General features: G+C 69.4%; 15 protein-coding genes. 4 read left to right on the top strand and 11 right to left on the bottom strand.

Going from position 1 to position 23,933, the window contains the following annotated elements; genetic code table 11:
• The first annotated feature begins 494 nt into the window (after positions 1-494).
• Positions 495-1,904: a glycosyltransferase gene (locus ABT009_RS01065; protein WP_351288031.1), complete on the top strand. Its 1,410-nt coding sequence runs from the start codon at positions 495-497 to the stop codon at positions 1,902-1,904.
• Positions 1,905-2,085: 181 nt separating this feature from the next.
• On the opposite strand, the gene ABT009_RS01060 is transcribed toward ABT009_RS01065, so the two are convergent.
• From ABT009_RS01060 to ABT009_RS01025, 8 genes are all read right to left on the bottom strand, one after another.
• Positions 2,086-3,801 (bottom strand): glycosyltransferase, encoded by a 1,716-nt coding sequence (locus ABT009_RS01060; protein WP_351288028.1) that lies wholly within the window; start codon positions 3,799-3,801, stop codon positions 2,086-2,088.
• 90 nt (positions 3,802-3,891) lie between these two features.
• The gene (locus ABT009_RS01055; protein WP_502989783.1) at positions 3,892-4,668 is read right to left on the bottom strand and encodes an ABC transporter permease; all 777 of its coding nucleotides are present in this window, start codon (positions 4,666-4,668) and stop codon (positions 3,892-3,894) included.
• Entirely contained in the window at positions 4,665-5,681 is a 1,017-nt protein-coding gene (locus ABT009_RS01050; RefSeq protein ID WP_351288026.1) for an ABC transporter ATP-binding protein, read from the bottom strand. Before ABT009_RS01050 ends, ABT009_RS01055 begins: the two co-directional genes overlap by 4 nt.
• An 83-nt stretch (positions 5,682-5,764) precedes the next feature.
• Positions 5,765-7,087, bottom strand: coding sequence for a Gfo/Idh/MocA family protein (locus ABT009_RS01045; protein ID WP_351288023.1), 1,323 nt, complete (start codon positions 7,085-7,087; stop codon positions 5,765-5,767).
• A 499-nt stretch (positions 7,088-7,586) separates the two neighbouring features.
• A complete protein-coding gene (locus tag ABT009_RS01040; RefSeq protein ID WP_351288020.1) occupies positions 7,587-8,300 on the bottom strand; it encodes a zf-HC2 domain-containing protein in 714 nt (237 codons plus the stop codon).
• Positions 8,297-8,872, bottom strand: coding sequence for a sigma-70 family RNA polymerase sigma factor (locus tag ABT009_RS01035; protein ID WP_351288017.1), 576 nt, complete (start codon positions 8,870-8,872; stop codon positions 8,297-8,299). The genes ABT009_RS01040 and ABT009_RS01035 overlap by 4 nt, the downstream gene beginning before the upstream one ends.
• 76 nt (positions 8,873-8,948) lie before the next feature.
• Positions 8,949-9,917, bottom strand: coding sequence for a DUF1996 domain-containing protein (locus ABT009_RS01030; protein WP_351288014.1), 969 nt, complete (start codon positions 9,915-9,917; stop codon positions 8,949-8,951).
• A 227-nt stretch (positions 9,918-10,144) separates the two neighbouring features.
• Positions 10,145-11,116 (bottom strand): CHRD domain-containing protein, encoded by a 972-nt coding sequence (locus ABT009_RS01025; RefSeq protein WP_351288011.1) that lies wholly within the window; start codon positions 11,114-11,116, stop codon positions 10,145-10,147.
• A gap of 246 nt (positions 11,117-11,362) precedes the next feature.
• Between ABT009_RS01025 and ABT009_RS01020 the strand changes: the two genes are divergently transcribed.
• From ABT009_RS01020 to ABT009_RS01010, 3 genes are all read left to right on the top strand, one after another.
• A complete protein-coding gene (locus tag ABT009_RS01020; RefSeq protein WP_351288008.1) occupies positions 11,363-11,824 on the top strand; it encodes a COG4315 family predicted lipoprotein in 462 nt (153 codons plus the stop codon).
• A 271-nt stretch (positions 11,825-12,095) separates the two neighbouring features.
• Complete coding sequence (locus ABT009_RS01015; RefSeq protein WP_351288005.1) at positions 12,096-12,389, top strand: hypothetical protein; 294 nt, start codon at positions 12,096-12,098, stop codon at positions 12,387-12,389.
• Between the two features lie 37 nt (positions 12,390-12,426).
• Positions 12,427-13,050, top strand: coding sequence for a hypothetical protein (locus ABT009_RS01010; protein ID WP_351288002.1), 624 nt, complete (start codon positions 12,427-12,429; stop codon positions 13,048-13,050).
• Positions 13,051-13,316: 266 nt separating this feature from the next.
• Here the strand turns inward: ABT009_RS01010 and ABT009_RS01005 are convergent, their stop codons facing one another.
• From ABT009_RS01005 to ABT009_RS00995, 3 genes are all read right to left on the bottom strand, one after another.
• Positions 13,317-17,795, bottom strand: coding sequence for an FtsK/SpoIIIE domain-containing protein (locus ABT009_RS01005; RefSeq protein ID WP_351288000.1), 4,479 nt, complete (start codon positions 17,793-17,795; stop codon positions 13,317-13,319).
• A 100-nt stretch (positions 17,796-17,895) separates the two neighbouring features.
• Positions 17,896-18,192, bottom strand: a complete 297-nt coding sequence (locus ABT009_RS01000) for a WXG100 family type VII secretion target (RefSeq protein WP_351287997.1) — start codon at positions 18,190-18,192, stop codon at positions 17,896-17,898.
• Positions 18,193-18,351: 159 nt separating this feature from the next.
• Positions 18,352-23,775 carry a hypothetical protein gene (locus tag ABT009_RS00995; protein WP_351287994.1) on the bottom strand — a complete coding sequence of 1,808 codons (5,424 nt, stop codon included), beginning with the start codon at positions 23,773-23,775 and terminating at the stop codon, positions 18,352-18,354.
• Positions 23,776-23,933: the final 158 nt, after the last annotated feature.

Genomic DNA, 23,933 nt, shown 5'->3' with positions numbered 1-23,933 from the left:
ATCGAACCAGGCTCGACACCGGGCCGTTCCTGTGTGCGGAGCCGCCCACACACAGCGGCATCCCGAAAGGCCACTCCGCCGCCACCCCCCCTTGGCGGCGGAGCGGCCCTTTTTCTGCGCCTTGACCAGCGCCCACCAATCAGCCCTTCGGCCGACACCGAAGGGCTGCTTTGTTTCACGTATATGAATTTCCAGAATATTCCTCCGCAGTAATCTCCGGCGGAGTAACTGCTGGGTGACCATTCGCGTAACGGGATTCGCGCCGACGGCCGCCGCCGTATGCCGGCGCGCATGCGTCACACGGTCGACGCTCAGCCGCCATTCGGCCGGCGTGGAGAACGCACGCCGCTCAGCGGCGGCCAGCGGGGCGGACGCTGCGCATCGGACTCCGGTTCCGCCGGGCGGTGTGGGCTGTCCCACTCGGCGAATCCGAACCCCCGCACACCCCGGCCCGTGTTCCGGTCACATTCACACGTACTGAAGGTGGCTACGACATGAAGGCTCTGCGTATCGTCCTGATGACCCACGGCACCCGAGGCGACGTCCAGCCGCTCGTCGCCCTGGGCCGGGAGTTCGTCCGGCGCGGGCACGAGCCCGTGCTCGCTGTCCCGACCGGATCCGCCGACATGGTGCGCGCGGCCGGGCTGCCACTGGAACCCCTGCCGGTGGACTGGCGCGAGTTCCTGGCTTCACCGTCCCCGGACCGAAGTTGGGTCACGTCCAGCGACAGTGAGGAGTTCCTCGCCGGGCTGCGCACGGTCATGGCGGCCCACGCGGCCGACATCGCCCGGACGCTGTACCAGGTGAGCGAGGGCGCCGACCTCATCGTCTCCGGTTCGCTGACCGAGGACATGGCGACGGTGATCGCCGAGGCCCGGAACATCCCGCTGGCTCTCCTGCAGCTCTTCCCGGTACGGCCGAACCACGTGGTGCCGAACCCGTTCGTGACGAGCAAGTCGTCCAGGATCCCCGGCGCGAACCTGAAGACCCACGACGCCTACGAGCACGCCTCGTGGGAGGCACGGCGCGACGGCATCAACAGGTTGCGGGGGGCCTTCGGGCTGGCGTCCACGGACCTCTCGACCCCGCAGCGCGCCCGGATGCTCGGTGCGCTCGAGATCCAGGGCTACAGCTCCCACCTGGTACCGGGTATCGAATGGCCCGCCCACCGCCCGTTCGCCGGCTGGCTGGAACTGGAGGGCGAGGACCGCGCGTTGGCGGCGGAACACGGCCTGGACGCGGATCTGGAGAGCTGGCTCGACGCGGGCGACGCCCCCGCCTACTTCGGCTTCGGCAGTACGCCCGTCGCCGATCCGGCGGCGGTGATGGCGATGATCGAGCGCGCCACCGGGGACCTGGGGCTGCGTGCCGTGGTGACCGCCGGCTGGGCCGGGCTGCCCGCGGACGCGGTCAGTGACCCGTCGCGGATCCGGGTGGTGGACAGCGCGGACCTTTCGGCGCTGCTTCCGCGATGCCGGTTCGCGGTGCACCACGGCGGGTCGGGCACCACCGGGGCGGTGATCCGGGCGGGCGTGCCCGCGCTGGTCGCCTCCGGGATGCTCGACCAGCCGATGTGGGGCGAACTCGTCCAGCGCCAGGGCGTGGGCGTGCACCTGCCGCTGCACCGCCTCGACACCGACGGCCTGCGCTCCGCGATGTGGCGCCTGCACGACCCGGGGATGGTCCAGGCGGCGCGCGAGCTCGGCGAGGCGGTGAGGGCGGAGGGCAACGCGGTGGTCCGGGCCACCGAGCTCGCGCTCGCCTTCGCCCGGACCAGTGCGCTTCCCCCCGCAGCGGACGTGACGGCGGAGCGCACCGCCGTCGTTTCCCGCCGGAGCCGTGGTGTGACGGCACCGCAGGGCCGTCGCGGCGGCGCCGGTAAGCACCGGGGCGTCGCCGCTTGACACCCGTCGCCCGATGCCGGGCGAGCGCCCGAACCCGGGCAGCTCGTCCCGTCTCTCACGCGACGTGGCGGACCGAGTGCGGCTCAGCAGGCTCCGGAGTCGCCCGCCGGGCAGGCCGGAGCCGCACCGCACGGATGAAGTTCTCCGTGCGGGCGGAGCTGCGGGGCGCCGCGACCGCGCTCTACGGGCGCCGGGTCACCCCTTGCCGCCCGGCGGGACCATCGACGCCGGACGACGGTGCGCCGTGGCTGGTCTTCTCCCACTTGTACGGGGCGCGGATGAGCTGGAGCAGTCCACGCCATCCGGCGAACGCGTGCAGCAGCCAGTAGAACGGCACGATGGCCGCCGTCCACCAGGACATGCGGCGCCGGTAGGCCGCGACGAGCATCGCCGCGGCCATGATCGTGGCGCTGATCCACATGGCGGTTGCCGTGACGGCCGCTGTCTGTGCCGAGAGCCCGTCCGCGTGGATGCCCGCCCATCCGGCCAGGGCCAGCAGGAAGGCGCAGGGCCAGAACATGAAGACGACCGGTGTGCCGAAGACGATGCCCAGCAGCGACACCATGCCGGCCAGGCCGAACTGCCGGAACGCGTTGACAGGCCGCCTGGTGTACACGAGCCCCGTGAGCAGATAGCCCTTCAGCCAGCGGGTTCGCTGCATGATCCAGGCCCACGGCACCGAGGGGCACTCCTCCCATGTCGTGGAATCGGCTATGTCGACCCGGTGACCGGCCGACGCCAGCCGCAGACCGAGGTCGGCGTCCTCGGTCACGTTCCAGGCGTCCCAGCCGCCCACCCGGCGCAGGACGTCGGTCCGGATGTGGTTGCTCGTACCGCCCAGCGGGATGGGCAGCTTGAGTCGCGCCAGGCCCGGCAGCATCAGATCGAACCAGAACGCGTACTCCAGGCTGAACAGCCGGGTCAGTGGGTTGCGGCGTTCGTTGTAGTAGTTCAGCTTCGCCTGGACGCAGGCCAGCCGGTCGCCACCGGCTGCGAACTGCTGCGCGACCTTGCGCAACTGGTCGCGTTCCGGCCGGTCTTCGGCGTCGAATATCACGAGCAGTTCGCCGCGGGCGAGCATGAGCCCGAGATTGCAGGACCGCGGTTTGGTCTGCGGCAGCCCGGGCGCCAGGGGGACGATGCGGATGAAATCAGGGGGACTCACTTCCCGTACCGCACGGGCGGTCGCCTCGTCGCGGCGCTCCACCAGAACAAGGATTTCCAGCTTGTCCTTGGGATAGTCCATGTCCGCGAGCCAGCGCACGGTTTCCCCGATGACGGCCTCTTCTTGGTAGGCCGGTACGAGGATCGTGTAGGTGGGGAGTTCGTCATCGGATATCTCGCGGTTCTCCGCAGCCTCCGGCGGCCTCTTCGAGGACACCATCGCAAGGAACACCTTGAACAGAAGCCCAAGGCAGAAGAGCACGGAGATGACGGTCACGACGACGGCGAGGCCCTGAGCCAGGAGCAGGCCGGCCACCACGAGGGCGAGGGCGCATGCTGCTGCCTTCTGCCACGGTCTGATGCCGGTTCGGGCCGCATACTCCGGGGAGCGCCGGGTGAACTCGTTGGCCATGTCGTCGGCGACCTCGTCCAGCCGCATATCGACGATGAGTTCCTGGATCTCGCGCCGCCCGGCCTTCCGGAACACCAGTTCCTCACCGGGGAACCATTCGCTCACCGTGGACCGGTGCGGTAATTCGTCGGCGGTGGCGATCAGGACTCCCCCGGCGGTCCGACGGATCGGAATCCAGTCGCCGGAAAGCATTTCCGCAGCGGGGATGTGCAGCGAGCAGGCAGGGTCGACGCCGTAGTCGCCCAGGGCGGCCGGATTCTCAGCCGCTGTCTCTCGTGAGGAGATCGCCGGCATTGACGGGCCGGCCGTGAAACGCTTCATGTGAGTATTGCCTCTTCGTTACTGGATGCGCGCAACGACCTGGCGATGCATGCGAATTCCCAGGTTCGGCAACGCAGAAGACGGGATGGGTCACACAGATCTCTGGTAGGCGCGGAAGCCTCGGAGGGACACCCCGACCATCAGTGCGGCGAGGAGCGCGAGACCGCCGCAGCGCGTGAGGACGGTCGACCAGTCGGGGTTCTCGCCGAGTGCCGTACGCCCGGCGGTCAAGGCCCAGTTGACCGGGTTGTACACCGCGATGTCGCACATCCACTGCGGCATCAGGTTCCACGACATGAACGCCGACGACAGGAACGTCAGCGGAAGGAGGAGGAAGGTGTTCAGCGCGATGATGGTCTCGCGCCGCCGGACCAGCAGTCCGAAGGTGTTGGACAGCGCGCTGAGAACCATGCCGAGCAGCACCGCGGCGGTGATCAGCACGACCACCCCGCCGGCCCCTCCCGCGTAGTGCGCGCCGCCTGCCCAGCCGAGCAGAACGATGATCAGTGACTGGGCGACCGTGCTGAGCGCGTGCTCCACGACGGTACAGCTCACTATGGCGCTGCGGCTGACCGGCGTGATCAGGAAGCGGTTGAGCGTGCCACGCTCGATCTCGTCCAGCGTCCCCATGCCCGCCCACGAGTTGAACGAGAGGGCGTTCATCACCACGATGCCCGGCACGAGATAGTCCATATACGAAGAGGCACCGAAGCCCGGCAGTTCGACGATCTTCTTGAACAGGCTCCCGAACAGGAACAGCCAGATGACCGGCTGGACCATCGTGATGATCAGGTACCCGGGCTGGTGCAGGATCACCTGCAGACGGCGATGCGTCATCCACATGGTGTCCACGAGCGGACCGTTCACCGGGCGGCCGCCACGATCTGCGGGTCCTCGGCGGTCGCGGTCACCACGGAACGGCGGCCCACATGGCGCAGGTACACGTCATCCATCGAGGGCCGGGCGACCGTGACGGTGGCGACCGGCAGCCCCGCCTGGTCGAGGGCGGCGAGCGCCGACGGCACGGCAGCCGCCCCCTCGTCGGCGCGGGCGCTCAGCCTCCGGCCCTCGACGGCGATCTCCCTGAGGCCCGGCAGGCTGCCGAGCACATGGCGCGCGAGCTGTTCTTCCCTGGCGTCGGGTGTGGAGCGCAGTTCGATGCGCACGGCGTCACCACGCAGCTCGCCCTTCAACTCCTCCGGTGTTCCCTCGACGACGATCCGCCCCTTGTCGACGATGGCCAGCTGATGGGCGAGCCGGTCGACCTCCTCCAGGTGATGAGTGGTCAGCAGGATGGTCAGGGCGTTGTCGGTGACAAGCCGCTCGATCTCGTCCCACATCGCCGTACGGGACTCGGGGTCGAGCCCGGTCGTCGGCTCATCCAGGAAGAGCACCTGGGGCGTGTGCACCATGCTGAGCGCGACGTCCAGACGGCGCTGCATGCCACCCGAGTAGGTGCGCACCTCCCGTCCGGCGGCGTGGACGAGGTCGAACCTGTCGAGCAGCGCCTCCACCCTGTGGATGAGCTCGGTGCCGCGCAGCCCGTAGAGCCGCCCTTGCAGGATGAGGTTGTCGCGGCCCGTCATCATCGGATCCGCGCCCGAACGCTGGGACACGACGCCGATGGCACGGCGTACCCGGTCAGGGTGGCGCAGTGCGTCGTGTCCGGCGACACGCACCGAACCGGAGTCCGGGCGGGCGAGGGTGGTGAGGATCTTCATGGTGGTGGATTTGCCGGCCCCGTTGGGACCGAGGAGCCCGAAGACCTGGCCGGGCGCGACGGCGAACGAGAGGCCGTCGAGCGCGCGCACGCCTCCGGGATAGGTCTTGACGACGTTGTCCGCCTCGATGGCGCAAGTCGTCTGTTCCGCGAATGACATGAACCGCCTCTGGGGTGAAGACGTGTGTCGACTGGGGGACGAGTGCTGAGCTGTTGGGTGGGGCTTACGTGACGCCAGTGCACTCACGAGGCGGCCCAGGCCATGGGCTCCAGTTCGTCGAACTTGGTCTGAAGGACGGTGTGTGCCGCTCCTTCGGATGAGGAGATGGCCAAGGTGATCTCGAGGACGTGCAGCGCATGCCGAGCGGTCAGCCGTGGACTCACTCCGTTTCGCACCGCTTCCGCCATGTCGGCGATGCCACGGGAGAAATCCATGTCGTGCCCGTTGTAGCGCTCGTAGCGGAAGGGGTAATCCGCCGGGCGGACCAAGGGCAACTGCTCTGGCTCGGTCAGGTAATGGGGCGTCGACTCCGACATTTCAGTCCTCTTGCGGACCTTGATCTGCGCACCGTAATCCCAGCACTCCGAGACGGACAGCACTCCGTCGTCACCGACGATCTGCAGGGAGTGGTCTTCGGGAGCCACGGTGCTGCAGGTCAGCCGGGCGACGACACCGGAGTGGAAACGAATGCAGGCGCAGGTGAAATCGGTGGCGAACTCCGAAGGAGGCGCGTCCGGGAGCTTGTCCGGTTGGATCAGGCGGCCGTACGACATGACCTCCGATGCCGGGCCGAAGAACGCCGTGAGCCAGGTCAGGTAGTAGCCGGCGTGCTCGAGAGTCGGGCCTACGCGGAACTCGTCGAGGTAGGGCCAGGGCGCTCCGGAGGAGCTTGCCCAGCTCCGGAAGTTCATCTGGTGAACCGCCCCGTCGTCCAACTCCGCATAGACCAGTCGTGGCTGTCCGATGACATCCCGTCTGAGGGCCCGCCACATGGTCTGTGCCGTTTCGCCGAGCAGAGAGCAGGGGGCGGACGACAGAGTCAGGCCGGTTTGCTCGGCGAACTCCACCAGTTCCGTCGCCTGCCGCAGGTCTTCGGCGAAAGGTTTCTCCGAATAGACGTGTCTTCCCGCCTCCAGGCATCGGCGGGAGACCTCGTAGTGACTGCGTGGGTTCGTCAGGTTGACGGCGATGCTCACGGAGTCGTCGGCCAGAAGCTCGTCAAGAGATGCATACGATCGGACGCCATGGCGCTCCGAGAACTTCCGAACCCGCTCCCTGTCGGAGTCATAGACACCACGCAGGGATAATTCCGGATAGTTCCGAAGGGTTGCCATGTAGAAGTCGGCGACATAGCCGCATCCGATGAAAGCGATCCCCGTCGCTTCCTCGTCATCGTCGACAAGCCTGTCGGGTTGGGTTTCGCAGAGATGCCGCAGAGTGGGCAGGCTGGAATTGCGCTGCGGAATTTCGAACGTCATCGGGCCGTCCTGTAAAGGGGAACGCCAAAGGAACGCCAAAGGATCGGTCACACCGGGCGGGAGTTCGCCGAAGCGGTGCTTGCGCATTCAAAAAGCTAGAGCTGGTCCAGTCCAATGTCAACGGCAACCGGAGCACCCGACTCCCCCGCCATAACGGACTTTTCCGTTTTTTCGGCCATCGCCCTCGGCGCCTCTAAGTCGCAGAACCGCAGGTCATCGCGGCGTTCACGTCCCTCATGGAAAAAGTCAGGTAAACACTGAACCGCACGGCACCCCGTGCCGTTCCTGTATGCGGACCCGTCGCACCCCCACAGCGGCGTCCATAAAAAGGCCGCTCCGCCGCCGACTTCCCCCTGGGGCGGAGCGGTCCTTCAGCCATGCCTTCGAAACCCCCTCGGACCCCCATGCCGAACGCTCGCCCTGTTGCACGCGTATTAATTTTCGGAGGCGAACATCTGCCGCAATCCCCGGCGTGGTGACCAATGGGTGACGGTTTATGAATTCGGGTTGTGCCCACCCTCCCGCAGCGGAAACAAAGCAGTACGGCGGGATCCCCATCGGGATCCCGCCGTACCTCACGTGTACGTCAGAGCTGGACGGCCACGTACTCCTTGCCCTTGTCGTTCTCCACCACGACCTTGTCGACCTTGTCGACCGGTACGGCCGCCGAGCCGTCCAGGTTGGCGCCCTTCTTCTCGTTGGCGACGAGCCAGCTGCCTGCCACTTCGCGGCTGCCGTCCTTGGCCACCACGATGAGGCGGCACCGTTCTCCCGCAGGGATGCCGTTGACCGAGGCGTTGACCCGGACCCAGTCGGCGGCGGGGATCACTTTGACCGTCATCCGGCTGCCCGTCGTGGCGCTGGTGCCCTCGCCCACCTTTGTGCCGGCGGGCGGGGTGGCCGGAGCCGAGGTCGAGGACGGATCAGGCCCCGCTACCTCCGTGGTCCCTCCGCCGACACCGCGGCCGATCAGTACCCCGCCGCCCAGTACGGCCGCAGCCGCGACCGCGGCGACCGCCGCCAGGACTACCCGCCGGCGCCGCTCGACGCCGGCACGTTCGTTGCGGACCTGCCGCAGCGTTCGCTGCAGCAGCAGATCGCCGCCCTCCGGCGGACCGTCGAGGAACGCCTCCGGCGGCACCTCACCCAGTGCCGACTCCATCTCCCGCAATCCGTCCAGTTCCTCGCGGCATCTCTGGCACGACGCCACATGTTCGTCGACGGCCCGCACCTCCTGCTCATCGAGCGCGCCGAGGACGTAGGCGCCGAGCAGAGCGCTGTCATGCTGCTGAATGCTCATACCGCCACCTCCTTCAACGCGACGAGCTTCGCTGTCCTTGGTTTGTCTCTGTACATGTCCCGCAATGCCTTCAGGGCATAGTGTGACCGGGATTTCACGGTCCCGGGCGGTATCCCGAGGCTCTGGGCCGCCTCGGTGACGCTCCTGCCCTGGAAGTAGATCTCCTTCAGCACGTCCCGGTGGTCCGGTGAGAGCCGGTCCAGGGCCTCCATGACGAGCATCGAGTCCACCACGGCGTCCGCGTGATCCTGCTCCACCGGTGTGGTGGCCACGGACTCGGCGACCTCGGTCGGGCGCGCGGCCTTCGCGCGGTACCGGTCCGTGATGATGTTGCGGGCCACGGTGAGCAGCCAACCGCGCACCGAGCCCTTGCCGTTCACCAACGCGTCGGGGTGTTTCCAGGCCCGGATCAGGGTCTCCTGGACCACGTCCTCCGCGGCGGCGTGATCACCGGTCAGCCGCTGCGCGTACGCGAGGAGGGCCCTGCCGTGTTCCTCGTACAAGGAACGGATCAGTACCTCGTCACTTGTTCTCTGCTTCTCCCGAGTGCGGGACCACAGTGCCGCCGCCATCCACTCTCTCCCGTCCTCTCCTGAGCTGACGCGCTGAACACGGGCAGCGAGCAGCCTTGGTTCAATGTGGTTCGCGTCACTTGGCCCGGCAGTGGCGGCCTTCGTTGACGCAGCGCACCAGCGCCGCCATCTGACGGTCGGTCATCACGTCGATGAACATGGCGTGGTCGGTCTTCGGATCGCGGTGCTGCTCGGGGAAGGAGTCCACGGCGTAGCGCGTGCCGTGCGGAAGGTCGTACGCGATGGTGATGCGCAGTTGCGGCACGGGGAACGTGGCGCGCGGGCAGACGCCGTTGGCAGCGGGGAACACCACGTGGGTGCGGTGGTCGGCGCTGTCGGTGGAGAGGCCGTCCCAGCAGCTCGGGAAGTCGAGCGTACGGGTCGGTCCGCTGCCCTCCGGGCACAGCGTGTACTTCGTGGTGAAGCGGCCGGCGTGGCCGGAGCAGCCCCACTGGGCGCGTACGCGGGCGTCGCCCGTGACGACCGCGACGGGGTCTCCGGTGACGAGCTTCAGGAACCGGGGCATGGCGACCACCTTGCTCACCGGGTTGCCGCGGAACTCGATCCGGACCGAGGACGGCGTCAGGATCTCGCCGCTGTTGCCGTCCATTCCGCCGCCCACGGCGTGGGCGTCCGTCCCTGTCCGGTCCAGCCGCCGCACCACCGGCCAGTAGTAGGTGGAGCGGTCGCCGCCCACGCAGGTGGTCCCGGCCGCGGCCAGACTCTCGTTGCTCGACAGGGCGTTGGTCGACAGATTGCCGACATAGTCGTGTGTGTGGTGGGCTCCGCCCGTCACGCCCGGGGAGACCACGACGTTGTCGGCGTTGAGGTGGCCGTTCTCGTTGCGTCCGCAGTCCTCGGTGAAGGTCCCGGTGGAGGCGTCGGGCCCGTCGGCCGGCGAGGCGGTCGGGGCGACCGAGGCGATGTCGACGTACTGCTCGTCCGTGGGTGCGGCTTGGGCCGGGGTCGTGGGCCCGGCAGCGAAGATCCACACTCCCAGGACCACGGCCACGCCGAGCGTTACGGGCAGAACGACCCGCAGCACACGGGCTCTTGGGCGGAGGAGTCTGATCCACACGGGAGCAGCGTCGCAGTAATGTCCAGACCAATCAAGTTCGTGTTTGAACCATGACGGATTCTCGACCGTTCCCTTGCCTATGCGTCGCCGGAACGTAGCTCATGCGCCGCCGGGACGTACGCTGCCGGCCGCGAGCTCGTCATCGAGCCCGCGGCCGGCACGGTCGTGAAGATCGCGGCGATGCCGCGGAGGAGTCAGCGGAACAGCTGGCCGCGGACGGCGCCGTCGGGGAACTCCTCGGTGTGCAGATTGGAGTAGAAGCCGGTCGGGTTCTTCTTGATCCCCGAGATCACCGACGGGTCCGGGACGCTGACGGTGCCGGAGATCGCGAAGATGTTCTTCGGGACGGCGGAGACGAACAGCGGGATCTTCACGTCGCCGTTGCGGCCCAGCGCGCCCTGGTGGATGTGGCCGGCCAGCGGGGCCCCGATGTTCACCCAGGCCAGGGAGTAGCCGACCCGGCCGGATTCCGGGTACAGGAACGTGATGCTGTGCCCGTCCGGGTCGCCCACCCTCTTCGGGTCGCCGGTCGGCACCTCCTGGCCTCCGTCGGCGAGGGCGCGCAGCTTGCCTCCGCGGATGATGCTGAGCGGGTTGACGGGCTTGGCGAGCGGCCGCAGCTGGCCGCGCACGGCGCCGCCGGGGAACTCCTTGGTGTGCAGGTTCACGTAGAAACCGGTGGGGTCGGTACGGAGCTTCTCGGCGAGCGCGGCGTCTGTCACCGTGGTCTGCCCGGCCGCGGACTGCACGGTGGACGGCATCGGCGTGGTGAACAGGCCGACCTTCACATCACCGTTGGTGCCCGCCGCGCCCTGGTGGATGTGTCCCAGGGTCGGCGCTTCGATGCCGTTCCAGGTGAGGGCGAACGTGATGCGGTCGCCCTTGATCTTGACCAGGGCCACGGCATTGCCGTCCTTGTCGCCCACGGCAGGGCCGCCCTGGGTGGGGACCTCCTGGTCGCCCGAGAGGCGGGCGATCAGGGAGACGGCCGGCTCCTGGGGCGATACGGCGGTCAGCGGGGCGGCCGAATCGGCGGAGCCATGGCCGGCGGCGTGCCCCGTATGGCCGCCGTGCATATCGGTTGCGTCGTCGGCCAACGCCGGGGACGCGGCGACGAGAGCGGAGGCGAGCACGGCGGCGGACACGGCAAGAGTCAGCTTGCGCATATTCTTCGTCCTTCTCGGAATCGGGCCATTTGCTGACCGACTCACGAACGGACGGCCCTGCCGGTTCAATGCCGGGATTCTCGAAGCCCGATGAATCGGGGAAGCGCGCGAACTGAACCCGCACGCCGTTCCGCACGTGTGGGGCGCGGGGATGACACCCCCTTCGAATTCACGACGCGGGACTCACAGCACATGGCTCACAACGCGATGACTCCGTGTCGTATGACAGCGAGAGAGGTCACCACAATGCGCGCACGCACAGCTCTGATCGCAGTACCGCTGGCTCTGGGGCTGGTCGCCTGCGGCGGGGGAAACGACGCCGGCAACGCGGCGAAGGGGTCCGGCGGCCAGAGCACCGCCATCGAGGTGGCGGACTCCGGTGTCGGCGACATCCTGGTCGACGGCCAGGGCCGGACCCTGTACGCCTTCACCAAGGACAAGGACGGCGCGAGCAACTGCGACGCCAAGTGCATCGCCGTGTGGCCCGCGCTGACCAGCACCTCCAAGGCCGCCGCCGGCAAGGGCGCCAAGGCCTCGCTCATCAAGGAGGCCAAGAAGTCCGGTGGCGCCGTGCAGGTCACGTACGGGGACTGGCCGCTGTACTACTACGTCGGTGACGCGGCGCCGGGCGACGTCAACGGCCAGGGTCTGGACGGGGAGTGGTTCGTCGTCGGAGTGGACGGCAAGCTCATCCGCAAGGGTGCGTGACGGCCGCGTACCGTCCCGGAGGCGGCGTTCAGGGAACTGTGGCACGCGGGTGCGAGACGACGCCCCGCGTGCCTCCCGCTTTCTCCTTCCGGTTCGGTTGGAAGGGGCGGTGTGGGAAATCAGATGGCGCGCGGTGTTCAGCCGCGCGTTCTGCATTTTTCCTGCGCGGCCCTGCTCCGGCACACGCGCTTTGAACCACCTCATCTCCGCGGTCGTTCCTGGAGAGCGAGACGGGATACACCCGCCCGACGACGCTCTCAGGGAGGAGCCCATGGCCGAGATCGAAATGCCCGGAGACGAGGTGGAGCGTCTGGGCACGCTCCTGCGGCGGGTGATGGAGCTCATCGACACCAAGCCGGCGGGCTTCAACGCCGCCGACGTCGGCCCGCCGCTGGTCCGCTCGGGCAGCAACTTCGACAAGAAGTGGAACGACGGGCGCACACAGGTCAAGCGCAACAGCAAGGACCTCAAGGACGCCTGCGAGGCGATCGTGAAGGCGTTCGCGGACGCCGACAACCAGCAGGCTCAGGCGCTCAAGGGCGATGACGGCAGCAACAACGGCTGAAACGGCAGCGGCAGAAAGAGAAGAGGAGCGCGGTCCCATGACCAACGGTTCGCAGACCTTCGGGATCGGCATCCCGGACAACTGGACGGAGTACGACCTCAGCGGCGACTCCCTGGCCGAGCGCAGGGCCGAACTGCTGCGGCAGACCCCCGACAAGCAGACCCGGGAGGTCGTCAACCAGTCCTTCCGGAACGCGCGGCGGATCATGGACGGAGCCCGCCGGCGCGGCGCTGTCTACGCCGCGGGCACCACGACCATGTACGAGGACGGCCTCCTGATGGCCGGACTCCTCATATTCAGCGTGACGCCGCCGCCCGGCGAGGACTTCTCGGCGCAGGGCCTGGCCAAGCAGTTCTCCGCCACCGGCGACCGGCGGGGGGAGGGCACGACGCGCACCTTCACCACGGAGACGCTGCCCGGGGCCGGTCCGGTCGGCCGACTGGTGGGCATCGAGGAGAGCGAGGTCGCCGAAGGCGTCTCGTACAAGTTGGTGGTGATGCACACGGTGGTGCCGGTCCCCGGCAGCAAGCGCGTCCTCATCATCACGTGCTTCAGCCCGAACATCCCGCTGGCCGACCAGCTCTACGATCTGTTCGACGCCCTCACGTCGACGTTCGCCTTCGGCGAGGAGGCACCGGTCGCCGTGGGCGCGGCACGCTGACGCGCGGCGCCGACCGGCAGGGCCCGGCCGTCCGAGTGGACGGCCGGGCCCTCCCGCTTTTCAGCCCGTCCGGCGTTTGAGGACGAGGCCGTCCAGGCCGAAAGGGGGTCTGGGGGCGGAGCCCCCAGGGACGGGAAGGGAAGGGGCGGAGGGGGCGAAAACCATCCGCAGGCGCGGCACCGCACCACGCCGAAGGCGTACCGCCGCACGCGCCAAGCGCGCTTCGCCCCCGGCCGTGGGGCCGGGGGCGAACAGCCGCGCCACCGCTAGTCCACAGTGGTCTCCGGCACCCGCACCGTGAGGAACCGCCCGTCCCCGAGCTGCAAATGGGCCCGTCCGGGTTCGTTGTCCTCACCCAGCAGCCCGCGCGGCACACGCGCCCCGACCAGTTCGCCGTCACTCGCCGACCGCGGCGCAAGCAGCGCCCCGCAGCGGTTGCGCCGGACAAGGGCCTGCCACCCGGACAGCCCGCCGAGGAGGACCTCGTTGTTGCCGGCCACGACCAGCCCCCATCCGTCGCCGGCGCTGCCGCGGGCGAGCGCGGCAAGGTCGTTGTCGATCTCCGAGTTGATCATCATCTCGGCGTCGTCGACGAGAATCGCACCGGCGGGCGAGTCCACCCTGCCGAGCGCCGCCCGGAAGTCGGCGACCGAGACGTCGGAGTCCGTGAAGACCTCGACGACGCCGGGCTGTCCGGACAGCCGCCGCATGGGCGAGGTACGCGGCGCGACTACCACGATCTTCGTATCCCGGTCGAGCAGCGAGCGGGCCATCGTGAGCAGCACGGTGCTGCGGCCGGAGCGGGGCGGTCCGCCGATGACGAAGGACGGGACCACGGACATGTCCGTTCCCTGGGCGGACAGTTCGTCGCCACCGACGCCCACCATCGCCCACAGCGGCGAGACGTCCCGCGGCCTGCGCTCCAGTGCCTCCTCGAAACGGAGCCGGTCGGGCAGCACGTCCACCCGGAACGGCCGCCGCACGTCGGCCACGTGCGCGTCCCGCTCGCCGGTCCGCTCCGCCAGCGCGACCAGCGCACGGGCCTGGGCGGCACCGCTGGGGTCGGCCCCGTCGACCAGCGCGATCTGCGCGCTGGTGGTGTCCTTGACCTGGATGCCGCGTCCGGCCGGAAGGTCCTCGGGGACGGAGCGGGAGCTCAGGCCCATCATCGAGTAGTCGTTGCGGTCGTTGAGCCGCAGCACCAGCTTGTCCTCGGTCGTGGAGGAGAACCGGCTCTGGCCCAGGACCCGGTCGCCGGCCAGCAGCAGATGCACGCCGACGCTGGCGCCCTCGCGCATCAGCAGCGTCATCGTGTCCATCACACTGCCCTGGTCGTACGCGGCGAAGTCACGCTCGAACGCCTCGAACCGGTCGACCAGCAGCACCACGTGCGGGGGCCGTTCCTCCTCGGGCAGGATGCGGCGCAGCTCGGTGAGGTCCGCGACGCCCTGCCTGCCGAGCAGCGCACGGCGCCGGCCGACCTCCGCGGACAGGCGGGACAGCAGGCGCACCACGCGCTCGGTCTGCCCCCGGTCCACCACCGCGCCGCAGTGCGGCAGTCCGGTGAGGGCCTGGAGGGCGCCGTTGCCGCAGTCCAGTCCGTAGATGTGCACGTCGGCGCAGCTGTGTGCGCCTGCCAGGGCCGCGGCGAGCGTACGCAGCGTCTGGGAACGGCCGCTGCGCGGCGAGCCGATGATGTGCAGATGGCCCATCTCGTCGATGTCGAAGGCGAGTTCACGCTGCGACTGCTCGGCGGGGATGTCCACCATGCCGTACGCGACGGGTGCGAGCCGTCCGGGCTCGGCCGTGGCTCCTTCGGCGCCGGCCGTGGCCGTGTCGAGGGCCGGCGACGATTCGGCTGCGGCTCCGTCCGGAACCCGGGACAGGTCGGCCAGCGCCAGCGAGTCCGGCAGCGGCGGCAGCCACGGCCGGCGCGCGGGCGGTACCGCGAGCTGCGCCGCGGCGCCACGCACCGCCTCGACCAGCACCGACAGGTCCGTCACCGCCTGCACGGCGCGCTCGGCGGCCGCGGGGCGGGGCAGCGGGTCGCCCAGCTCCTCCCAGTGCAGTTCGGTGAGCACGGGGGCCGGGTGCTCCTCGTCGGAGGCCTCCTGGTCCAGCCGCCGGCCGCCGATCCGGCCGGTCTGGAACGGCAGCAGCGCCGCGTGTCCGAGCCGCGCGTAGGCCCGGCCGGGCGTACGGGGTGAGAGCTGCCCGGAGTCGGGGGCGTCGATGATGTCCCGGCTCTCGCTGGTGTCGGTGGTGCGCAGCGCGATGCGCAGGTTGGTGTTGGCCCGGATGTCGGCGGTCACCGCGCCGGACGGCCGCTGCGTCGCCAGCATCAGATGGATGCCGAGGGACCGGCCACGCTGGGCGATGTTGACCAGGCCGGAGACGAAGTCCGGCAGCTCCCGGACCATCGAGGCGAACTCGTCGATGACCAGCACCAGGCGGGGCATGGGCACGAGTTCGGGGCGCCGGGTGCGCTTGTCGGTGTAGTCGTCGATGTCCTTGGCGGCGGCCTGGGCGAGTATGTGCTCGCGCCGCCTCAGCTCGGCGCCGAGGGACACCAGGGCCCGTTCCACGAGGTGGGTGTCGAGGTCGGTGACCATGCCGACGGTGTGCGGCAGGTCCTCGCACTCGGCGAAGGCGCTGCCGCCCTTGTAGTCGATGAGGACGAAGTTGAGCTCGTCGGGCCGGTTGGCGACCGCGAGGCTCGCCACGAGCGTCTGCAGCAGCTCGGACTTGCCGGAGCCGGTGGTGCCCGCGATCAGGCCGTGCGGGCCGTCGGCGGACAGGTCGACGGAGAACGGCCCGTCCACGCCCTCGCCCAGGACCGCCCGGGTGCTGCGACCGTTCACGACCCATCCGGCGGCCACCGCGTCCGGTACCGGCGGCTCCAGGCCGAGGACGTCGAGCAGCCGTACGGAGCCGGGCAGCAGGCTCTCCTCGGCGTCGTCGCCGACGTCGCGGAGGGGCGCGAGCGCCCGTGCGACGCCGACGGACCAGGCCCGGCTCGGCGCGTCCATCAGCACCCCGTCCACCGGGTCCGAGCCGGTCTGCTCGACCCGCAGCCGTACCCCGGGCTCCCGGCCTCCCCCGAGCAGGGGCGACCCCGACGGACCGGCCACCGCCACGGCCTGGCACTCCTCGGGCAGCAGCCGTGCCTCGTCGTCCACGCACACCGCGTACACGCCGACCGCCGGACCGTCCCGCAGGATCTGGATGACGCCGGGCAGAGCGCGCAGCCTGCGGGCGCCGTCGAGCACGACCAGCACATCGGGCTCGCCGGCCGCGCCGCCGCGCGGTCCCCGGTCACCGGCGGTCTGCCGGGCGGCGATCACCGCGCAGATCTCGGCGATCCGCCGCCCCACCGACTCGGCGGTGGCGCCGACGAGGGTCAGTGTGTCCTCGCCCAGCGGCGCGCAGTGCGGCAGCCAGTGCACCCAGGACCAGCGGTCCTCGCCGCTGCTGCCTGCGAGTACGCAGATCCGCAGGTCGGACGGGCTGTGCAGGGTCGCGGCCTGGCCGATCAGCCAGCGCACCAGCGGCTCGGCGGCCGCTCCCCCGGCGACGCCCATGACACCGGCCCGGCGCAGCGGCACGGACACCGGAACGGCCCGGGTGGTACGGGTGATCCGCCGGCGGTGCTCCGCCTCGGCCGGGTCGTCCAGTTCCACCATCGCCGGCCGGTCGGCCACGCCGAGGCGCATCAGCAGGAAGTCGTCGTCCCGCCAGCGGCGCTCCCACAGCCGCAGCCGCGGCCCGGCTGCGATGAGCAGGGCGGCGGCCGGGTCGGGGCAGGCCGACCGGCGGGCGCGCTGCTCGGCGAGCACCGCCTCGGTCACCTCCTCCTCCAGTTCCGCCTTCTTCTTCTCGTACTCGGCGACCTGCTCCTGGTGGCTCTCCTTGCCGCGGCGCTTGTTGGAGAGCTGGCTGACCAGCGCGATGACAGGGGACAGCAGACCGAAGACCAGGAACCGGAGGTTGCCGAAGATCAGCACGGACACCCCGGCCATCACCAACGGCGCGAAGATCAGCGGCAGCTGCAGCTTGCTGCGGGTCGGCTTGCCCGGCGGTACCGGCAGCTTGAACCGGTTCTGCACCGGCGGGGGCAGCAGTCGTGGCGGCCGGTTGTAGTCCAGACCCACGCCGTCCTCGGAGGGGTGGAGCGCGGCGTCGGGACGGGAGGGCGCGGCCAGTTCGAGCAGGGTGGGGCCGACCGTGAGGACTCCGCCGGCCGGCCAGTCCGTCCAGTCGGGTGCGGCCGTGTCGTCCAGCAGAGCCTCCTCGCCGGGCGCGGACCGTACGGTCGCGGTGCCGTCGGCGGCGATCTTGAGCTGGGCGGCCGTCTTGGCGAGGCCGTCGGCCGTCAGCCGGATCCGGCAGGCGGCGGACGCGCCGATGTCGTAATCACCCGGCGGCAGCCGGAACACGGCCCCGGCGTCGGCGCCGCCGACGGCCCGCACCTCCGCGACCCCGTCCGGCTCCCGGCCGGGGACCGGCACCGGCGCGTCCAGGGCCAGCAGGCTGCCCGCCCGAAGGCCGGTGGCGCCCACCGGCTGGTCGGACGGCAGCGGGGTGCCCCCGTGGAAGAGGACCGGCTGCGCGTCGGGGTCGCCGCCACGCAGCCGCCGGCGGAGCTCCTCGGCGAGCTCGCCCACCGGAACCGATGGATCAGCCTCGATCATGATGTCCGCGGTCTGGCCCTGCTGCGGGTCGACGGCGGTGACGGTCAGACGCATGGTCGGTGCTCCTTGAGGCACACGGATGACGCAGACGAAAGGGATGTCGAAAGCCGGCCGGGCCGGACCGTCGTGGTCCGGCCCGGCCGGTCGGGGGGGGTCACTTGGAGAGGCTGTTGCCCAGGTCGGAGTCGAGCTGCGAGAAGCCCTTGCCGACGCCGTCCACGTACTTGGAGATGCCCGTCAGGCCGTCGACGACCGACCGGTAACCCTTGGAGAAGTCCTCCACGAAGGGCTTGAACTGGCTCTTGGCGGCCGGGGTGTTGTAGCCGTCTTCCGTCAGGGCGTCGAGATCACGCTTGATCTTCTCCAGCTGCGCCACGGCCACGTCGTACTCGTTCATGGTGCTGGAGGCGGTTGCGGCGGTCTTCTCGTCGTTGACGATGTAGTCGGCCATCGGAATTTCTCCCGTTCGTGAGTTCTTGATTCGTGAGTTCTCGAGTTCGTGACGTCGCGGGTTTCGCGAGTTCGCGAGTCAGCGAGTTGGCGAGTTCATGGACTCGTGAGCCGATTTCTTGCTCCGGCGCCTTACACACGTGGGCCGTGCCGGAGCGGTTCACACCTTGACGGGCTGTTCTTCCGGCGGATTCGCCAGGTCGATGTCGGCGTTGTTGTTCAGATTGCCGATCGTCTTCGTGGGAATGGTGGCGAGCGGAACCTCGGGGCCCTTGGTCTTGAAGACGTAGGCGTTCTCGATCTGCTTGCTGCCCAGCGAGCTGCCGATGCCGTTGCCGATCCTGATGCCCGCGTTCTCCAGGGTGGTGAGCGGGTCGGCGCCGTTGGCGCCGATCTGGTAGCCGGCGCTCACGCCCTGGTTGAAGATGCCCTTGAGGACGCTGGTGAGGGCCTCGTAGCCGTACTCGCGGAGGTCGGTGACCGCGGTGGGTCCGCTGGTGTGCGAGTAGTACTCGTGGACCGGGGAGTGCTGCTCGTTGAACGAGCCGGCCGCGTCCAGCTCCGAGACGGTGTTGCCGTTGCCGTCCTTGACCTTGACGGCGCCGCTGTCACCCAGGCCGACGTTGAACGTGCTCTGGTTGCCGCCGTCGGTCTTGACGACGGTGCCGTCCACGCCGCCGTTGTCGACGTTGACGGTGGTGTTCTCTCCGCCGGCGTTGCTGTTGAAGGTGGCGCTGCCGTTGGGGTTCTGGGTGATCGTCACGCCGTTGCCCGCGTCGGTCGTGGTGGCCGTTCCGTTGTTGAACGTGGTGGTCGGGCCGTTGCCGTTGGGCGGGTTGACGACGGGGGGCGTGCCCGGGCCACCCATGACGGTGGTGCCGTTGCTGAGCGTGGCGTGCGGGGGCTGAACCGGTCCCTGCTGTCCCGGCGGAAGAGTCGGTGCGGTGACCCCCGGTCCGGTCAGCGTGCCGTCCTTGCCGATGGTGACCGTGTCGGCGGGGCCGTTGCCGCCGCCGGTCACGGAGACCTCGAACGTGCCGTTGCCGGTCGACTTCACGTCGAACTGGCCGCCGTGGACGGTGGCTCCGCCGTCGCCCTTGACCGGGACGTCCACGCTGGGCCCGTTGTTGCCGCCCACGGTGAAGGTCTCCGGACCCGGCCTGTCCGTGGGGGCGAGCGGGTTCTCGGGACCGTCGATGATTCCGGACTTCTCGCCGGCTGTGCCCGCGTTCTCCTGGCCGCCGGGGGTCTTGGTGATCGTGACGTTGCCGGTGTCCACGGTGGTCTTGCCGCCGAAGAAGCCGTCGTGGCTCAGGGTGGGCCCGTTGCCAGGCGTGGTCACGGTGATGCCGCTGCTGCCGTCGCCGTTCACCGTGCTGATCGGGGTCTGGCCGGGGCCGTTGCCGATCGGGCGGCCCGCCGTGTCGATGGGCAGGTTCGTGTTGGGGTCCAGGTGGGTGTTGGACGGGCCGAGGTTGGTGACCCCGCCGGGGGCGAAGGTGCCCGAGGCCGGTCCGTAGCTGACCGAGAACTCGCCGTCGGGGCCGTTCGGGTCGGGGGCGTGGTTCACCGTGCTGCCCGGCTCGTGGATCGGGTCGGCGCCGTGCGTGGTGATCGTGGGACCGTTCGGCCCGTTGGACAGCGTGTTCTGGCCGCCCGTCATGTCCGGCGATCCGAACAGGCCCCAGCCCTCCTGCTGCGGGGTGTTCACGGTCACCTGGCTGTTGGTGCCGGTGATGTCCGCACCGCTGGGCGAGTTGTGCACGGTCGCCTGACCGTTGCCGTCGATGCTGTGGCCGACGCCGGAGGAGTCGTGGACGGTACTGGTCGTCTGGCCGTTCGGGCCATTCGAGATGGTGGTGGTGAATCCGTCCTTGGAGTGGGTGATGGTCTGCCCGTCCGAGGTGATGACGCCGCCGTTGGGGTTGGTGATCTTCGTGTCGTGCGCGGTGTACTCGATGCCGCCGCCCGGGTGGTTCGTGAAGCGCGGGGGCACGTCGACGAGCGTGCCGTCGGGCCCCTGCGTCGTGATCGTGCCGTTGGGAGCCGAAGTGGCGGTCGTGGTCGGCCCACCGGGCGCCGGCTGATGGGTGAACGTCACGTCGCCGCTCGTGCCCACGTTGGTGGTGATGCCCTGGGAGTCGATCCCGTTGTTGCTGAGCGTCGCGTGGCCGCCGCCGTCGGCGGTGTTGTTGATGTCGGCGACGGGGTGATTGAGGCCGTCGGTGTTCGGCGTGACGGTGATCCCCCCGTCGTTGACGGTTCCGTTGTTGTCGACGCTGAAATTGCCGCCCGTATCCGTGGCAGTGGTGCCGTTCGGGCCGTTGGTGACCGTCGTGTTGTTGCCCGCCGGGGCGGTCGTGTTGACGGAGCCGTCGTTGTTCACGGTGCCGTTCGCGACGTTGTTGCCGCCCACGTTGGTCTGGGCGCCGTTGTCCGTCAGCGTGGAGGTGCTGCCGTCGCCGGTGGTGACCTGCGTCGGCGTCTTCCCGTTCGGCGGGGTCACGGTGATCGCGGGCTGGCCGCCGCCGCCCTGGTTGCCGACGGTGGTCGTACCGCCCGGGCCGGTGCTCACCGTGGCGCCGCCGTTGCTGACCTTGGTGATGCCGTCGGTGCCGTGGTCGACCTGGATCGGGTTGGGGCCGTTGGTGCTCGCGCTGATGCCGTTCGGGCCGTGGGTCACCTGGAACGGGCCCGAGTTCAGGGTCGTGGTGCCGTTCGACACCGTCGCCGTGGTGCCGTTGTTGCCAGTGACGGTGACCGTGTGGTTACCGGCCCCGTCCACGCTGATGGTGGTGTTGCCCAGGCTGACAGGGTTGCCGGGGGTCGGCTGCGGGGCGCCCTCGATGCCCGGCTTGCCACCGGTGGGCGTGACCGTGATCTGGCCGTTGGTGCCGACGTCGAACTGCTGGCCGCCGTGCGAGATGGCCGCGGAGCCGTCCTTGTTCAGCGTGGTCGTGCCCGAGGTGATCGTCCCGCCCGGCGTGTGGTGGATCCCGTCGACGTCGAAGCGGCCGTTGGGGCTGACGTGGAACGAGGAGTCGTCCGGGCCCTTGAACTTGATGTCGATCGGCGAGAACTCCACCGAATTGTTGCCGGCCGTGACAGAGCCCCCGCCGTCGTGGCCGGTCTTGATCCCGCCGACGGAGATGTGGCCGTTCGGGCTCACCGTCACCGGTGGGTGCCCGCCGGACGGGGTCACGTCGAGCGTTCCGTTGTTGCCGTTGAACTGCACGGTGTCGGGGGTCGCTCCCCCGGTGTTCACCGTGAAGCCGTTGTTGTCCAGCGTGGTGGTGGGCCCGCCCGGCGTGTTGATCGTCGCCCCGCCGGTCGTCGGGATGGTGGTCGTGGTGTTGCCGTCGTGGACGGTGACCGTGCCGCCCGCGTTCACCGGAGCCACGGTGACGCCCTGGCCGCCCCCGCCGCCGTGGATGACGTTGATGTTGCCCGCGTTGTCGACCGACGTCTGGGTGCCGCTCGGGAACGTCACGCCGTTGCCGATGTTGCCCGCGTTCCCCGTGATCGTCGTGCCGTTGCCCAGGTTGACGTCGATGTTCCCGTTGGCCGGGTTGTGGGTGACCACGGGCGGTGTCCCGTCTCCCGGGTTCGGGTTGTTGAACACCGAGGTCGTGCCGCCCTGGTTGTCGACGGATAGCCCGCCGCCGCTCACCGTGGTGAATTCCGGGCGGTCGGTCACGGTGAGGCCGCCCGGCGTGGAGATCTGGTTGTTGTTCACGTTGAACTGCGGCGTCGGGCCATTGCCGTCGGCCCCCGGCGTGCTGAACGTCGTGCCACCACCCGGCTGCTTGGTGACGTCACCGAACGTGCCGGACGTCTTGAACCCGCCGCCGGGCGTCAGTTCGGTGTTGATCGTCGGCTTGTCGGTGCCGATGCCGAACTTGTCCTTGATCGCCGGCGCGAAATCGCCGCCGAGTACGTCGACGGTCTTCTCCCCGGGGCCCTTGCCGCCCAGCGGGGTCTCGATCGTCGTCGTGTTGCCGTTCGAGGTGATCTTGTCCCCGGCCGGGGACTTGATGGTGTTCGTGCCGTCCTTCGTCTCCGAGGTGAAGCCGTCCGGTGTCGTCGTCTTGGTCGACGTGACGGGCTCCTTCAGCGGTGAGAAGGGCAGGTCGTCGACGGGCGGTCGCTCGTCGCCCTTGGTGGTGGGCGGCGTGATCTTCGTTTCGGTCTTCGTACCGTCCGGAGTGGTGACCTTGGTCTTGAGCTCACCGGTCGACGGATCCGAGCTGGTCGAGCTGTTGATGCCGTGGAAGCCGGTCTTCTGGGCCTGCCCCTTGCCGTCCACGTGCAGGACGCCGCTCGGCTTGAACTTGCCGTCGACGATGCCGAGGCTCGACTTGGAGAACGCCTTGTCGATGTTGCTCTTGAACTTGCCCTTGGTGGTGAAGGCGTCCTTGATGTTGTTGGCGAACTTCGTACCGCCGAACGCCGAGAGCACACCGCCCGATGCGGCACCGATCAGGGCCCCGACGGCCGCGGGCCCCAGCTTGAACTCCTTGCCGTCGGCCGCCGCCGTGATCCCGGCCGCCGCGAGCCCCAGGCTGAACTCGGTGCCCACGTCGACCAGTACCTTGCCGGCCAGCGCGACGCCCGGCTTCGCCCCCAGACCCACGAGCCCCTTGCTGAGCGGGTTGATGATCTTCCGGGTGAACGTCGAGCCCTTGATGATCGTCGTCAGGGCCGCCGAGATCGTCCCGGCGCCCTTGCCCAGCTTGGCCAGGGCCGGTGCGAGTTTCGCCAGCTTGGCCACCGAGGCGCCGACCTTGCCCAGCGCGCCGAGCAGCACACCGCCGGGCACCAGCGTCAGAATGCCGATGACGAGATCACCGACGTCGATCTTCCCCTGCGACACCATCCGGATCACCGATAGGGCGAGCAGGGCGGCGCCCAGCAGAACGCCCACGATCGGCAGGAACACCGCGATGATGCCGACGATGATGCCCGCGATGATCTCGATGAGCGGGTTGTCCGCGAGGAAGTCGCCGATCTTCTTGAAGAAGCCCCGTTCCGGGATGGCCTGTTCGGCCGCCTCGTCCAGGACGATCGACGCACTCCGGGAGCCGTCCTCCCGCAGCCGCTGCGCGTCGCGGCCCAGCGCCTCCGCGGCCGACAGCCGCTCCTTCGCCGCGTCGACCTCGTTCTGCTGCGTGTTGTGGGCCTCGACCTGGTCCGGTGTGGCGTCGGGTGCCAGGGCCGGGACGTCCGTCTTCGCGGTCGCGGCCACCTCCTGCCCCTGGTCGATCGCCCGGTCCAGCATGTCCTGGGCGTTCGCCAGGGTGTCCGCGTACGTGGTGTACGCCTGCGCGGCGCTGCGGAAGGAGTCCCTGGTCTTCTCGAGGAGACCCGGCAGATCCTTGTTGATCCGGTCCTTCAGGGCGTCCATCGCCTTGCCCTTGCCCCGGCGTATCGCCCCATCGTCGCGGAGCAGGTCGACGGCCTCACCCGCCCCGTCGCCGAGTTCCCGGTAGGTCCCGGCCAGCGTCCGGATCGCCTCCGGGTCGCCCGGTGTGGGGTCGCTCGTGAACCCCAGGACCTCCCAGCCCGTGGTGTGCCGTCGTGCCATCTCCAGCGCCTCCCCGCTTCTCGTTCGCTCGGCGCCCTGTGCACGGGTGTCGCACCGGAACGGTTCAGGGTGTTGAACCGACCGTCCGCCCCGCCCGTGTGACGGCCGACGCGCCCGGCAGCGCGCGTCAACGGCCTTGTACGGAGGAGGACGAGGAA

Source organism: Streptomyces sp. NPDC002896, from assembly GCF_040295225.1.
In the GTDB taxonomy this organism is placed as follows: Bacteria; Actinomycetota; Actinomycetes; order Streptomycetales; family Streptomycetaceae; genus Streptomyces.
This window is presented reverse-complemented; position numbering and strand designations above follow the sequence as displayed.